We start from the raw sequence: 15,941 nt of genomic DNA on the forward strand, positions 1-15,941 counted from the left end.
TCAGATTCATTTCGCAGGCAAAAGGATGTGAATGCTCGTTCCCCTTCCTTCCTTGCTCTCTGCCCATATGTCGCCACTGTGGGCCTCTATTATCTTTTTGCATATGTACAGACCAAGACCGTTACCACCGTATTTGCGTGTTGATGAACCGTCTACCTGATAGAATCTATCGAATATATGAGAGAGATTATCCTCTGAGATACCTATCCCATTGTCAGCCACTTTGATATGGATCTTATCATCATCCTGCAATTTGGCAGATATTTTAAGTATCCCATCTTTGTGCATGAATTTTATAGCATTATCGATGATGTGTATGAATACCTCTTCAAGATAGTCAAGATCACCATTGATCAGAGGAATATCCTTTGCGATAGATAGTTCTACTTTATGTCCTTTACTTGTGATCTCAGGGGACCTGTCATGTACAGCAGAATCTATCATTTCCGATACCCTGAGCGGAACAAAGCTATACTCTACATTTCCTCCTTCAGTGATACTGACATAGATGAGAGAATCTATCAGACGCCTGAGCCTTTCGGAACTTAGCATCATCTTTTCAGCTGCATTCTTCTGTTTATCTGTGAGCTCACCCAGTGCACCTTCATACATCAGTTCACTGTATCCTTTTAGAGGGATCAGCGGCGTTTTCAGCTCGTGCCTCAGGTTGGAAATGAACTCATCCTTCATCCTGTCAAGGGATTTTAGTTCCTCGTTGGCTTTTGCCAGATCCTCTGCATACTGATTGAGGGCTTTCTCTGCGGCCTTGCGCTCTGTGAAATCCTCCACAACACAAACACCACCCATGAATTTACCTTCATCTGAGATCACAGGACTGAACTCTGCCTTGATAGGGATTGCCTTATCAGAGAACGGTGAATGGAAATCATCCTCATATCTTGCAGGTATCCCCGCAAGTACCTGCTGAACAGCCTTCTTTATGGAATTATCGTCTTCGAAGGACTCCAGCATATTAAAACCAATGACCTGGGAAATAACATCCTCTACAGGTACATCAAGGATCTTCACAAGATTCTCATTGCACTGGGTTATGACACCATTCTCATCAAAATGGAAGATACCCAGAGGTGATTTTTCGAACATCATACGATATTTGTTCTTTGCAATGCTCGTAAGCCTCTCCCTCATCTTCCTCTTGGAGATGTCATTGATGATAGCTCCATGGAAGATGTTGCCTTTCATCCTCGTGGTCGTGACTGCAATTTCAATAGGTAATTCCGTGCCATCTTTTCGCAGACCTGTCAACTCTACTATTTTGCCGACAATAGGAGACTTTCCTATAGAGACTATCTCATCCCAGCCCTCGTGGGCTTTACGATAGCGTTTGGGCATTATAAGAGTGATATGCTGACCTATCATTTCATCCCGGGAGTAACCAAATATGTTACTTGCATGTTCATTCCAGAAAGTGATCATTCCTTTGTAGTCGGAAAGGACAAGGGCGTAGGGAATAGAATAAAGATGATCATAGAGCATTTCGAATTCCAGCAGCAACTCATCTTCCTGCTGTTTTCTTCCATGGATATCCATACAGGATAGAAGAAGTGCATTGTCTGAGGACATAGTGTCGTTCAAAATACCTGTTTGTAATAAGAAGATCCTTTGTTCCCCATCAACACCCATAAGAGGCAATTCAAACTTATCCTCATCAGAGCAGGGATCAGATAGGACCGAAGTGAAAAAAGACCTTGCTCTTTTTCTTTGATCCTCAGGTACGTGTAACTCGATAAGGTCATCCTGTGATATATCAGCTTCACTGAGACCCAGATAACTTCTACCGCTTTTATTTGCAAACAGCATAAGACCATCTTTGTCAATGATGAACACCGGATGGTCCAGAAGGTCAAAAGAGACGTTGAAAGCCTCTATCTCAGAAAAAGGGATGGATCTTACAGAGAGATGAACTGGTTCATCTGTATCAGAAGAGTGTCCACTATCGACATCTTCCCGAACAGGTTCTTCTTTTTTAATTTCCATCTATACACCTTGTATCCTGCAAACACACTGTAGTGAGCTACACTGCAAAGCCCAGATGCATATAATTGTATAGATAGGATAATATATAATAGTTAGTATTCGCATTTGTTCTATTTATATATAAAAATATGGTTTTGAACAGATCACACAATTACAGCAGATAAACAGGAATAATTATAAGAAGAATATAAGGATATTTTCCGGCTTTTCAGTAGCATTTATAATAATAAAGAACAATTGGAATAGAAATGGTGACCTTAGATGAGTGAAAGCCCGATAAAGTATCATGAGGATTCTAATACCTACATTGCCAGCAAAAAAGCCTATTTCGAAAAGAGCGTTATCATCGATGGCAATTTCATGGTTGGTGCAGGATCTAATTTCTGGAAGGACCTTAATGTAAAAGGCGTTCTTGAGCTTGGGAAAGGAACATTCGTCAAAGGGAACATCACCGCTGATAAGGCTATAATCGGTGCAAGGTCAGAGATAAGTGGTAGTATAGAGGTTGCAGGTGACCTGAAGATATTCGACTCCGTGAAGATAGAGGGCTCCGCCATTGCAGGAGAGGAGATGCTTGTACGCCCTGACTGTGATATCGGTTTTGCAAAGGCCAGCAGAACAATGGAACTGGTCGGAAAGACCAGTATCAGGGAAATAGAATCAGGTACAAAGGTAATTGTGCGTTCGGAATGAACGCATTTGTCCCATTCAACTGCTTTTAAAATCCCATTAAAGCTCACTTATTCTGTTCCATGGCAAGGGATCTAAGGATCCTGTCACGGAGAGTGTTGGCTTCAAGACTTGTCCTCTCACGAGGTCTTGGCAGGTCCACATCGATAATCTCTTTTATCTTACCGGGACGTGCACTCATCATGACTATCCTGTCTGCAAGGAATACAGCCTCATCGACACTATGCGTCACGAAAAGAATGGTAATGTTGTTCTTTTCCCATATCTCAAGCAATTCCCGCTGAAGGACATTACGTGTCTGCGCATCCAGTGCGCCAAAAGGTTCGTCCATGAGCAGAACTGAAGGTTCGTTTGCAAGGGCCCTTGCTATAGCCACCCTTTGCTTCATACCGCCGGATAGTTCATACGGGTAACTGTTCCTGAACTGCTGAAGACCTACCATCTCCAGATACTTTTCAGCATCATCGATCGCATCCTTCTTTTTAATTCCACTCATCCGGGGGCCGAATATGATGTTCTCCATCACGGTCTTCCAGGGGAAGAGAGAATATTCCTGGAACACCATACCCCTGTCAGGACCTGGAGCATCTATTTTCCTGCCATCCAGATATACCTCACCTTCATCAGGTTTATCCAGACCGGATATGATCCGTAGCAGGGTGGTCTTTCCACAGCCAGAGGGACCAAGGAAACAAACGAATTCCCCGTCATCGACCTTCATACTCACATTATCCAGTGCAAGTGTGGAAGTGTCATGGTCCTTCGTGAACCTGCGAGTGATATTGCTTACTTTTACCTGACCCATCAGATCACAACCCCTTTGCGCCATTTAAGGAGCTTACCATCGATATAATACCTCAGTGCCCTGTCAATGAAGAGTCCGAGGAAACCGAGTAGTAACATATACACCAGTACGAGGTCCATGTTGTGTAGATAGTAGTGATGCCATATCTTGTATCCAAGACCATTCCTGCTCACACCGAACATCTCTGCAGCCACAAGGCACATCCACCCGACACCCATGGCTATCCTGATGCCTGCAGCTATCGAGGGAAGAGCATATGGAAGAGCTACATACCGAATAAGCTCACGGTCAGTATTACAACCAAGGACCTTCGCAGCTTCAACATAGACACGCGAAACGCTCTTGAAACCTGTGAAAGTGTTTATAATTATAGGGAAGACAGCACCGATAAATATCAGAAAACCTGCTGCCAGCGGGTTCAGGCCTATCCAGATGATAGCAAAAGGTATCCACGCAAGCGGTGGGATAGGACGTACTATCTCGATAAGCGGATCAACTATGCGGTCGATGGTCCTGAACCATCCCATTATCATTCCTACAGGAATACCCACTGCCAGAGCAGAGAGCATACCTATCCAGAAATGCATGAGACTGTAGATAAGGTCCACCAACAAAACCGGTAGCTGATAATCAAGGTCCAGAAGGTCCAGTTTTGCATCTTTTGAGATAATATCCATGAATGCAAAGGTGACATCCGTAAAACTCGGAAGGAAGAACTTGTTCTGTACTACATATACAGCAATGAGCTGCCAGAGAATTATCGCAGAACATATAGAGAGGATCTCTACACTTTTACCACTGAGTTTCTGAAGATGTTTTTTTACCATGGGTCCTCCGGTCATCGAAGATAAGAACTCCTGACAGACTATAGAAACAACTCTTATTATTTAAATTTAGTATCAAAAAAGAGAAGATGATCATTGATCAAGAGCTTCATAGAAGCTCAGATCGAATATATCATCCTCTGTAAGTTCGCTCTCAATGTATCCAAGTTCATACTGGACATGTGCATAATCCACTGTAGAGTTAACTATCAGGCTCGGATCTGCTATCCAGGAACCATCCCATTCTTCCAGTGACTGCTTTACAAGTTCTACATCCCAGTCCTGGTCATCAGCGAATATCTGTGCTGCTTCATCCAGATTCTCGGAATTGTATTCTGTTGCACGTACATGTGTCTCAACTATCTGCTGGACGATCTCAGGGTGTTCCCTTATGAGCTCACCGCTTACAGCAACGACACAGCATGCATGATCCTGAAGCATTGTACCAGAGGAGACAACCGACCTTCCTGTACCTTCACTCTCGATCATTGCCGGTGCAGGATGCGGAAGGAATACTGCATCTACCTGACCTGCTGAGATAGATGTAATTGCATCTCCCGGGCCCATTCCAAGGATCTCGACATCCTCATCGGGATCGATATTGTTATCTTTCAGCCAGTCCCTGAGAAGTGTGTCCTGAATGGTACCTGGAGGGAATGTTGCGATCTTGAGTCCTTTCAGGTCTTCAGGGCTTTCATAAGGGAGGTCCGTACGAACCACGATGTCTGAGCCCTGTATCTGTACAGCAGCTACGATCTTTGCATCAAGACCACTTGCAAGGGCAGCGATAACAGGTGCTGCACCGACATATGCAACATCTATATCTCCTGCGAGCATTGACTGCATCTCAGGTGCACCAGTGGGGAACAGATTGTCATCGATGGACTCTATTCCATAAGGTGCAAGGTCCTCTTCCCACCATCCTTTCTCCTTTGCGGTTATGTATGCTATCTGATGGGTACTTGGCTGATAGCCAAACGTGAGTTCTGTAATGGCTGTTGCCTCTTCTTCATCATCTGCTGCCTTCTCAGTGCATCCGGAGATGAAAACTGCTGAGATAATGGCAACTGCTAAAAATAAAGTGGAAATTAATTTCAGTGTCTGTTTATAGTTCACATTACCACCTCTGTTAGTGTTAGATAAATAAAATGCACGGGCCTATATATTATATATATTTCCACATTTCGCAAGTATTATATCCTTAACGTGTAAATTAAACCGAGGAGTTTGCCTTAATAGGACACTAAAATACTGGTGTGTAGAGATGAATACTGCTGATAAGATAATAGATGCTGTTTTTGAGTCTGACGAGGAATTCAGGAAGGTCCTTTCAGCCACCATTAAAGAAGAACTGAATATGAACATAGCTGAGTTCGCCGACCATGCAGATATTCCTGCAAGTACACTCTATAAGATCATGTCAGGTAAAAGGGAACCTAATGTAAAGACTCTCAGGCAGATAATCCGAACCGTGAAGAGACTTGAAGGTTCAGAGAAAGGAGAGTTCATAGCGGTTATTGCTGCACGACCCGTGCTTGATAGTATCAGCGAAACGAAAAGGAAGATAGGTGGAAATCTCTGCACGATCAGGGAATACTCTGCAACAACCATGGAAGATGCTATAATCGCTGCAGTGCGTGCAGAGAGAGATGGAGCCAGAGCACTGGTATGTGCACCTATAGTAAGTCCTACCATCGAGAAGATATTGAGGATACCTGTTGCAACCATAATGCCAAAGAACAGTCTTCTGGAAGCTATCGAACTTGGAGTGAAGAAGATAAGCTGATCCTAAATAGAGAATTAAAAAATAGAAAAGAGAGAAAAAGAGTTTATCGGAGGTTACCGATCAACTCTTTAAGTGCTGCTATCGCTTCAGCGGTCTTTGCCTGTGCGATCTCAACGGTCCAGCCACCTGCTGTGAACAGATAAGCTACTCCACCAACTGCTGCCAGTGAAATTGCTCCAAGGACATACCAGATAGTACCGGATTTCTCGAATACCTCATAGGTGGTTGTAAGACCTCCAACCTTGACCTCATAGGTACCCATCTCTTCCTCTTCATGTTCGAATTCGAGAACTGTTGATTCACCCATGGCCAGGGTAATTTCCTGTGAGTCCACAACGACATCATCTATCTTAAGGTCAACATTATATGAACCATCGGCAGTACCGGTGTTCTCAACCTCTACACTGATAGTGGCCGTCTGTCCCTGCTTGATCTCAAGAGGACTTATCTCAAGGTTGCTGAACTCGAAATTGGCCGCAAGTTCCTGAACCTTGAAGTCAAGTTCAGCATCATTCTTACCGGACTTTGTGGCTATTATCTTGTGTGTTCCTGCCTCGGTAGCAGTGTAGGTGACTGTGCCTTCACTGTCCGTGGTTCCGATAGACTTTCCGTCGAAGGTCACTTCAGCACCTGAGACTGCATCCCCGCCGATGGACTGTATGACATAGATGGTCGTGGAAGTGCCTTCATAGACCTCATCAGGGGATACCTCAATGCTCATAGCACGGGTCTCGTCATCCGGATCGATAACTTCAAGGTCCTCTGAGCCGGTTCCATATCCGGTCTTCTCAGCAGTGATCTCGAACTCACCTGCCTCATCAGGAGTGTACTCAAGTATACCTTCATCGTCTGTCGTACCGATCGTTGTACCATCTACCTTGACAGTGGCCTCACTTATGGATGCACCACGTGCAGTTACTTCGATTGTGACCTCATCATCTATTGAAACAGTGGAATCACTAAGATCGATATCCAGTGTCTCTGATGTACCAACTACCTTCTCGACATATGGATAGTATCTTAGGGTATCAGAATCATCTGCGACCTTGATACCAATCTCACCCATCAGTGTGATATCCTTGTCACTGCTAAGGGAAATAGAATCCTCATTCTCCATTTCGATGTAATCGTCACCAAAACCTGTAATTTCCATTTCACCATAGGTGTCACCACTTTCCAGAGATAGGTAATCTTCAGATATCTGGAAAATACCCTGAACAAAAACAGCATTTGATTCAGTACCTGCGAACACATCATTGAAGTGAACTATGATAAGAGGTACATCATCAACATCTCCAAGGTCCACCTCATAGACATAGTCATCATCGGAGCTCAATATACCTGTGTCAACTTCATCTCCATCCTTGTACAATTCAATAAGTACACGGTCACCATTAGTGTCAACCTCAATTATATCAAGAGTATATCCCTCTTCAAGTTCAAGTGAACGTCCCGAGTAAACTGAGAACTCATCGTCATCATCCATGAGCACTTCAGACAACTGACCACTAGAAATGAGACTTACCTCATCAACACCATCAATATTTGTATCGTCAGAATAACCTGCGAAATACTTCTGAGCCATGAATCCAATTACCTGGAAATTATCCCATTCTGAGTGCTCGAACTCGACAGATTCAGGAACACTCGTATATACAAGGCCTCCTTCCGCAATCTTTCTTCCAGAAATTGATGTCAGTTCAAGGGTCTCGGTCTGTATACCCTCATCGATATCGTAATAGAAACCTTCAAAGTTTAGCGGATTCCATGTGAACTCTCCGCTTCCTTCTACAACAGTTCCACGAAGTTCATATGTTCCCGGTTCGGACATATCCACATATGGTGCAAATCTGAGTGTACCACTATCATCAGCAACTATGAGATTGATGCTGCCCATGAGGTTTATTTCCTTTCCTTTTGAAAGTGAGACCGTATCCTCATTTTCCATTTCGATCAGGTCTTCACTGATAGATGTTATCTCCATCTCACCATAGCTCTCACCGCGATCCAGTTCCAGGTAATCATCTGATATCTGGAAGATACCTTCTACGAAAACAGCATTGGTCTCTGTACCACTGAAAACCTCATCAAAGTGAACAATGACCATAGCAACATCATCGGCATCACCAAGGTCATCCTCATAAACATAGTCATCACCACTGGAGACAACAGCGCTGTCAACATCATCGCCATCCTTTGTAAGGGTCACATATACGCTGTTACCATTCACGTCAACCTCAACGATGTTGAGTGAGTAACCTTCCTCGAGTTCAAGTGATGCACCAGCATAAACAGAGTCCTTGTCATCATCATCGATAAGAATCTTAGACAACTGACCAGCAGACATCATGCTTACCTCTTCAACACCGTCAATCGAGGTGTTGTCAGTATATCCTGCGAAGTACTTCTCGGCCATGAAACCAATCACCTGATATGATCCCCAATCACTGTGATCGAAATCTGTTTCAACAGGTCTTGTCTCATAGACAATATCACCTTCTCCAAGTGAACGATCAATATCTGAGATTGTCATTGATTCTGAACTTAGGCCAGACTCTAAGTCATAGAAGAAACCAGAGAAACTTTGTGCGTCCCATGTATAGGTTGTAGACTGACCGGCATCCTCATCCCATATCCTGTCGCCTGTGAGATAGGTTTGTGAATATGTGCTCGTTGTATTCGTAACATCTGCAGTGTTCACGTTGTCAGAAGTATCAACAGTATGTACATTGATTGTGTAACTAGTGCTTGAACTCAGATTAGTGGCAGTATAGTATTCATCGGAAACATTAGCTACAAAAGTACCACCTAAATAAATCATACTATGATTGAAATCAGAATCTGATGGGTTGTCCCATGTCCACTTGATCCAGTCACTACCCTTCTCATCGACTTCCAGAGAAGTTACACTTCCTGGAGCAGTAGTATCGGGACCGCTTGGAGTGTCAGTTGTTGCAGAGTTGTTGGTCCAGTCACCGATATTACTTGAAGTATCAAAGCTTCTGATACCTATCTGATATGAGGTGCTTGAACTGAGACTTGTAGCGTTGTAAGAAGAGTCACCACTGGTAAGATTTGTCTGATAGACACCATCAAGATAGATCATGGTACCATCAAAGTCAGAATCTGAAGGGTTGGTCCAGCTCCACTCAATCCAGGTCTCACCTGTTGAGCTGCTCAAAGATGTTACAGCTCCGGGAGCAGTTGTGTCAGTAGATGATGTGGTTGATACAGAACTATTTGTCCAGTCACCAATATTGCTGGATGTATCAAATGTTCTGACACTTATTTCATAAGAAGTAGATTCACTAAGGGAAGTGGCATTGTAAGAAGCATCACCACTGGTAAGATTTGTCTGATAGACACCATCAAGATAGATCATAGTACCATCAAAATCAGAATCTCCGGGGTTGGTCCAGCTCCACTCGATCCATGTTGCGCCAGCAGAACCAGTAAGTGATGTTACAGGGCCCGGAGCAGTTACATCAACTGAAGATGTTGTTGATGCTGTATCGTTTGCCCAGGAAGCAGGGTCGCTTTCTCCTGTGAAATTGGTGGTGATAGTGCTTATCTGGTAAGAGGTCGATTCTGTGAGACTTGTAGCATTATAGAAAGTAGTTGTATTTGATAAAGTAGCCACCTGACTGCCATCTATGTAAACAAGGATCTCATTGAAGTCTGCATCTCCAGGATTGGTCCATTCCCAATAGATCCAGCTGGTACCGGTCGAAGTTTCACCAATACCAGTCACAGGACCTGGTAATCCTAATGCCAACCCTGTGAACATAATTAGCATTGATCCAAATAAAAGTAATTTGAACTTGTTTCGCATTCTAAACCTTCCTTAATTAAATATCAATAATCAATATCGTAAACTATATAGCCTAACTTAATCCCCCAATTGTAGATAACCTTTTCGATTTATCGTCAGGTTTTGTCCACTACGACATTTAATGACTGTACCAAGTTCCCCTTCAACTACATCCCCTATAACATTTAAATAACATGCGCTTTGAGCAGCCTCCAGCATATCAGGAGCTACCGTGAATAGCAGCTCGAAATCCCCGCCTGTATAGAGTGCTAATTCTGTAAGAGTAGTCGCATCAGAGGTGATATATTCCGAGATCTCGGGCTGTATGGGCAGAGAAGCCTCATCTATCCTGAAACCAACTCCATTGAGGTCTGCAAGATCATGCAGGGACATGGCAAGCCCGTCACTTGTATCCATCATGCATGTCACGGCACCTGAACGTGCAAGTTCCATCGCCTCGTTCACACGGGGGATAGGGGTCAACAGCTTATTCAGAAGACTTTCAGGAGCTTCAATATCATTCAGTATTGCATGAAGCGCTGCCCCGGCAGAACCTGCAAAACCGGTAACACATACTTTATCGCCAACATTTGCACCTTTACGGGTCAGAAGTTCCGATTTTTTGACCTTTCCAAGTGCTGTTCCAGTGATCGTTAGTTCATCATGGGTATCTATATCCCCGCCTATGACCGATGTTCCGCAGAACTTTGCACAGTCATCCATACCTTTAGAGATCCCCTCCACAAAAGAGATATCTGTGTCCTTTGAGAAACCCATTGCAGAAAGAAAACCAACCGGGCGTGCACCCATTGATGCAACATCACTGAAATTCACCGCAGCCGACATCCAGCCGATCTGCCACGGAGTCATCTGAAGAGGGAAATCCGTGGTCCTGTGCAGCATGTCCGTTGTTATGACCATATACTCTTCCTCGGAAATGTCAATAACCGCGCAATCATCACTTCCTGAGCCTATATGAACATCGGGATCGCAACCACAATTGAGGATACCGGATAATCGCATTATAAGTGAACGCTCACCTATCTCAGATACAGGAGTAGAATCAGTCATAGTTATCAGCTATTTTTGTGCTATATATAGTTACTCAGCAAGGGACCACATCACAGGATAAAGAAGAAGAGTTCAGGAGGAAGTTTGCTGACGAACCATCATCAGCAAACAATCCAGGAACAAAGCTCAGCTCACCTGCGCATCCTTCGTCTCAGGATCACAAATGAGCCGCCAAGCACTGCAACAACGATCACAAGCGGAAGGAGATAGCCCACAAGGATGATCAGTGCATTGACCATTGAGATGAAACCATTGACAGATTCAGATAATGCATCCCGGATACCCCATGAACGTGTGATAGGTCTTGGTTCTGTCACACGTATCGTAATGGTTGAGAACTCGATCCTATCATCAAGATAATTCAATCTTCCAGTAAGACTCTCTATCTCACCGCGTACCCTTTCAAGTTCTTTCTCAACATTGAGGACCTCTTCGACCGTTCCGGTCATATTGAGGATCTCCTGAAGGCGTGCTTCCTGCCTTTCAAGATTATCCAGACGTGCGCTGACATCTATGTATTCTTCTGTGACATCCTGGGCATTCACGCTCTTTGATGTCACTTCCCCAAGACCGGAAACATCATCCAGGAAAGTAGGATATTCCGATTCAGGAACCCTGACAGTTATGTAGCCCTCCTTGCCGGAACTGGAATCATAGTATGAATCATAGACATAGGAACTGGAAACATAACCACCTGAAGCCACAGCCATCTTTGATATCTCATCGATACCTGCTGCAGCATCATCGACCTTTATCGTCATATCGATAGTCGTTATCGTCTTGCGTTCCACGGAAGTGGTGGAAGCTCCACTGTAATCACCATCATAGGCTGCTTCTTCTGAAATTGCATTTATTGCGTAAGAATCACCACTATCTTCAATTACAACATAATCTGCTGATTTCTGGGAATAGCTATCCTTATATACCCCGGCACATCCCGATACAAGAGTAGCCATAAGTAAAAGCATCACTACTATAATGCTACTGTATTTTGTTTTCATTCGATCACACCATTTAATGTATAATCAAATGATCGACATCAAAGTATTAAAAAATTGTTTAAACTTCAAACTGATCCGAACTTAACTTTTTCGTTGCCTTTCTCTTTGCTCCTTACATATATGTTGTCAAGGAACTCATGGGCAACCTCTGCCAGTTCAAGAAGTTCATCCCTGCTCAATGGCTTTGTATCCCTGAGAGACTCCATCATTGCATTCTCAGCAAATCCCTGCTGGAGCACATAGACCACATCCCGGCTCCCGGTAAGTTCATTGATGGAACTTGCAATTTCTGAAACATCATCAGAACTTCCCATGAAGTCCCGGATGACCGTGGTCCTCAGTTCGAGATCAACATCATTTTCCAGAACAAGACTGATGGATTCGGACACCTTTGCAATTACAATTTCCGGCTTGATGTGGATATCAGAATACTCCTTACAACCAATGGCCTTTGAATACTTTTCCGAATCATCAAGCGGAGCTTTAACGTCGATGAAGAATTTGTCCACAAGCCCTTCTTCCATCAGTTCGGCCATTACGTGAGGATAATAGCCGTTAGTATGGATACCGACCAGCAGGCCGATCTTCCTTGCAAACCGTGCAAGGTGCTTCACAGCATCCTTCTGCATCAGGGGTTCGCCACCTGAGAGGACCATACTGCTGACAAAGAGCCGGGACTTCTTCATCTCAGCTTCGAGCAATGAAATGTCAACCATGTTGCTTTCAAAGAGAAGCTCATAGTTCTGACAATAAGGACACCTGTAAGGACATCCACGTAAAAAGAAGACAATTGACACTTTACCGTGCCAATCGACAGTTGATATGGGAACAGTGTTCCCATAGTTCACTTTCATAGTTCACTTTGATCTTTCAGATCATGTCTGAGGAGCTGTAACGCATCCTGTCCTCAAGCTCCTGCCTCTTACCATTGTTCCAGCCGCCTACTGCCTGAACATATCCGGTTACTCTGGACATCTGCTCGACGTTCTCGGAACCACAGTTCTCGCATGAGCACTTAAGACCTGACATCATGTGGAAGTCATTGAGACACACTGTCATGTCCTTGGTGAAAGCAAAGTAACCGATCTGGGTGTTCTTTGCAATGTTCATTGCAAATTCCTTAAGGCCCTTTGCATCAGGAGCGCCTTCTCCCATCCATATGTGACAGATATTACCTCCGTCAACGATCGGGAAGAACACATGCTCGATATTCATCCTGTCGACAAGTGAGATGTTAGCACCCGGTGGTACGTGAGTACCATTGGTGTAGTACACTGGCAGGTCTGTCGTCTTTCTGAGATTTGCAAGAGCAGCTTCCTTGTCACCCTGTACGACCTCAAGGACACAGTCCCTGTACTCATCGTGGAGCATATCGGATACTGAGAATCTCTGACCTGTGGTCTCTGCAGGAGTACGTGCAAGAGCGATCTCAAGACCGTGCTTCTGGCTGAGCTCGTGGGCGTACATCTCCATCTCGGTCATTACTCTGATGGCGAACTTGAATGCATCCTTTGACTCGTGTATCTGGGAACCGACATGATACTGGACCATCTCATTGATACCTATGACACCGATCGTGCAGACAAGTGCATCGATATCAACTGCAATGCAGCCCTTCTCACCTGTAACAGGGTCCTTTGGCCTCTGTGTTGCGAATGGCATCCTGTTGTTCTCGATGATATTGTCCATCCAGCTGCGCTTTGTCTTAAAGAGGTCGATACACTGATCCATGAGGTGTTTGAGGTCGGCAAACAGAGCAGAATCATCCCCATTCGCTCTGTATGCCGCTCGTGGGCAGTTAAGAGAGACAACCTGCCAGGAACCCATTGAGAAATGTTTTCCATCCTTGAACATGAGCTTGTCGTCGAAACTGTCATCTGCATCAGCATTTGCTGAGAACTGGTATGCACAGCACTGATAGCAGGATATACCCTCGCCTGCGCCTCTGTATTCAGGTAACTGATTATCGAAATATGGAGTGCCGAACTTTGCTGCAAGTTCGAATGTCATGTCATAGAGTTCTTCGTATGTTGGCAGATCAGGATGTGCCATGTTGTAGAACTCATCCTCTTCTATGAAGTCAGGTTCAATGGAGATCTCAGGCTTTGGGAAATTGAAAGGCTTACCCCAGTTGTCACCCTCGATCATAACATCCATGAGAGCCTTGAACGCAAGACGGACCTCACGTTCGAACTCACCATAGGTACGTTCATGTGTACCGTGAGTACCATCGTGGACACGTCCCTTATAAACAGCAGGCTTGTCCTTCCAGAGCTTTGGTACACCAGGGGAAAGCTGAACGGAGGAGAACACAACCTGTCCTCCACGAGCAACCATCATCTGGGTCATCTCGTACACGAACATCTGCATGAGCTGCTTTATATCACCGTAACTCTTGCCCTCGAAGTATGGAGCAAGGAATGTGAGGAAATTATAGAATCCCTGACCACCTGCAAAGTTCGTCTGGGCACTTCCCAGAGCCTTCACTGCGTGGAGGATAGCGACCTCTGCCTTCATTGCAGGACCGGCTACACTGGCCTTTGCACCTGATCCATCAGGCATGAGACCATAGTAGAAGAAATACCTGAGATCCCAGTCCTGGCAGAATGCACGGGTACCGAGGTACTCAAGGTCATGAATGTGAAGATCACCATTAAGGTGCATGTCAGCAAGCTTCGGAGGTAGCAGGAGCAGGTACTGTTCCTTTGAGATCTTATCTGCCTTCTTCTTATGTGATGTCTCTGCATTCTCCTGAAGGTTTGCATTGTCGTTAGCCTCAAAACCACTTCCGAGATCGATCTCACATGCATCGTATACAGGAGTACCTATCCTTGTGGATACATTCCTCCACTCGACATGGCCCCTCTGCAGGAGTTCCATGTTAACGATCTCCCTGATAAGCGGACCTGAAAGGAACTTAAGATCAAGACTTCTGATACGTTTCTCGACGTCCCTGGCAATATCGAATGCCTCATCCTTCTCAATGCCTTGCTTGCCATGGAATCTCTCAGCAAGCTTGGTTTCTTTCATCAACTGGTCCACTATTACACTTCTGTCCCAATCGACCATATGCCCTGATGTGGTACGCACCTTTGGCATTATGGATATGTCATGGCCATCGAGTGTCTTCTGTATAGCATGCTGTTTTGTGAGCGGTGTCATACTGATATCTGTCCTCTCGTCTTCCTCTGCGTGAACCTGAAGGTCAGTTCCCAACTCTGCCTTTTCAAGTTCTGTCTTGTCTTTGGTATTGGTTGCACATAATTCCATCATTCCCACCTCAAAATTCGATAGTATTATTATAGTATGCTACTCAGTGCTTCCAGATTCACGTCAGGACCACTGAACAGTTCCTTATGAGTTAAAAACTCATCGCCGATCTGGAGTACAGGGGCAGTCATGGTGAAAACACCATTGAATTTGAGTTCGGTCAAAGCTTCAGGAGTAGACATATCTGCAGTTTCAAAAGAAACTCCCTTTGAACCAAGTACCTTCTTGAGTTGCTCGCACTTCGGGCAAGTCTGTGTTGTATATATTACCACTTCAACCATTCTCTCGCGTCCCTATATTCTATATATTAATTATTTTATAGTAAGTGCCTTCCTAAGAGGAACAACAATGCCAAATTGAAAAACACATTCAATAGGCATTGTAGTGGTGATGACCTCTGTTTCCAGAAGGTAAATTATACAAATGCCATATTGCTTAATAATGGTTTTTCAGACTTCATTTGAATATACATCAGACCATACGACATCAGTTCTATAACCAAATATGATAATATATTGTTATCAATTATGATATAATACATGATAGACTACATGGTGCTCAAAATCATACCCCAAGATCTACCCCGTCCAGAGACCCATCACCATACCATCGAACAGAAGTTTCTGCCAACCTGCCAGACAGTGTCGCAGGACATAAGTTGAGAAAATTGCGGCCCTATAGAAAA

General features: G+C 44.3%; 12 protein-coding genes. 2 read left to right on the forward strand and 10 right to left on the reverse strand.

Annotation, left to right across the window (positions count from 1 at the left end; genetic code table 11):
* Positions 1–6: 6 nt before the first annotated feature.
* Positions 7–1,998 carry a PAS domain-containing sensor histidine kinase gene (locus V7O63_RS00605; RefSeq protein ID WP_340819200.1) on the reverse strand — a complete coding sequence of 664 codons (1,992 nt, stop codon included), beginning with the start codon at positions 1,996–1,998 and terminating at the stop codon, positions 7–9.
* A gap of 261 nt (positions 1,999–2,259) precedes the next feature.
* Here V7O63_RS00605 and V7O63_RS00610 point away from each other — a divergent pair, with 261 nt between their 5' ends.
* On the forward strand, positions 2,260–2,691 hold the full coding sequence (locus tag V7O63_RS00610; protein ID WP_340819201.1) for a polymer-forming cytoskeletal protein: 432 nt from the start codon (positions 2,260–2,262) through the stop codon (positions 2,689–2,691).
* A gap of 43 nt (positions 2,692–2,734) precedes the next feature.
* Here V7O63_RS00610 and V7O63_RS00615 read toward each other — a convergent pair whose 3' ends face one another.
* The 3 genes from V7O63_RS00615 to V7O63_RS00625 form a co-directional block, all read right to left on the reverse strand.
* Complete coding sequence (locus V7O63_RS00615) at positions 2,735–3,493, reverse strand: ABC transporter ATP-binding protein (RefSeq protein WP_340819203.1); 759 nt, start codon at positions 3,491–3,493, stop codon at positions 2,735–2,737.
* Positions 3,493–4,320: an ABC transporter permease gene (locus V7O63_RS00620; protein ID WP_340819205.1), complete on the reverse strand. Its 828-nt coding sequence runs from the start codon at positions 4,318–4,320 to the stop codon at positions 3,493–3,495. Before V7O63_RS00620 ends, V7O63_RS00615 begins: the two co-directional genes overlap by 1 nt.
* 90 nt (positions 4,321–4,410) lie before the next feature.
* Positions 4,411–5,433 (reverse strand): ABC transporter substrate-binding protein, encoded by a 1,023-nt coding sequence (locus V7O63_RS00625; RefSeq protein ID WP_340819207.1) that lies wholly within the window; start codon positions 5,431–5,433, stop codon positions 4,411–4,413.
* Between the two features lie 148 nt (positions 5,434–5,581).
* On the opposite strand from V7O63_RS00625, the gene V7O63_RS00630 reads away from it, so the two are divergent.
* Positions 5,582–6,103 carry a helix-turn-helix domain-containing protein gene (locus V7O63_RS00630; protein WP_340819208.1) on the forward strand — a complete coding sequence of 174 codons (522 nt, stop codon included), beginning with the start codon at positions 5,582–5,584 and terminating at the stop codon, positions 6,101–6,103.
* A 43-nt stretch (positions 6,104–6,146) separates the two neighbouring features.
* Here V7O63_RS00630 and V7O63_RS00635 read toward each other — a convergent pair whose 3' ends face one another.
* From V7O63_RS00635 to V7O63_RS00660, 6 genes are all read right to left on the reverse strand, one after another.
* On the reverse strand, positions 6,147–9,878 hold the full coding sequence (locus V7O63_RS00635) for an S-layer protein domain-containing protein (protein ID WP_340819209.1): 3,732 nt from the start codon (positions 9,876–9,878) through the stop codon (positions 6,147–6,149).
* Between the two features lie 114 nt (positions 9,879–9,992).
* Positions 9,993–10,985, reverse strand: a complete 993-nt coding sequence (thiL, locus tag V7O63_RS00640) for a thiamine-phosphate kinase (protein WP_340819210.1) — start codon at positions 10,983–10,985, stop codon at positions 9,993–9,995.
* A 131-nt stretch (positions 10,986–11,116) separates the two neighbouring features.
* Entirely contained in the window at positions 11,117–11,986 is an 870-nt protein-coding gene (locus V7O63_RS00645) for a DUF4349 domain-containing protein (RefSeq protein ID WP_340819212.1), read from the reverse strand.
* A gap of 65 nt (positions 11,987–12,051) precedes the next feature.
* Positions 12,052–12,840 (reverse strand): anaerobic ribonucleoside-triphosphate reductase activating protein, encoded by a 789-nt coding sequence (locus V7O63_RS00650; RefSeq protein ID WP_340819214.1) that lies wholly within the window; start codon positions 12,838–12,840, stop codon positions 12,052–12,054.
* A 16-nt stretch (positions 12,841–12,856) separates the two neighbouring features.
* Positions 12,857–15,148 carry an anaerobic ribonucleoside-triphosphate reductase gene (gene nrdD / locus V7O63_RS00655; protein WP_340820860.1) on the reverse strand — a complete coding sequence of 764 codons (2,292 nt, stop codon included), beginning with the start codon at positions 15,146–15,148 and terminating at the stop codon, positions 12,857–12,859.
* A 137-nt stretch (positions 15,149–15,285) separates the two neighbouring features.
* Entirely contained in the window at positions 15,286–15,537 is a 252-nt protein-coding gene (locus V7O63_RS00660; RefSeq protein ID WP_340819215.1) for a glutaredoxin family protein, read from the reverse strand.
* Positions 15,538–15,941: the final 404 nt, after the last annotated feature.

The sequence above is a fragment of the Methanolobus sp. WCC4 genome (genome assembly GCF_038022665.1).
Classification (GTDB): Archaea; Halobacteriota; Methanosarcinia; order Methanosarcinales; family Methanosarcinaceae; genus Methanolobus.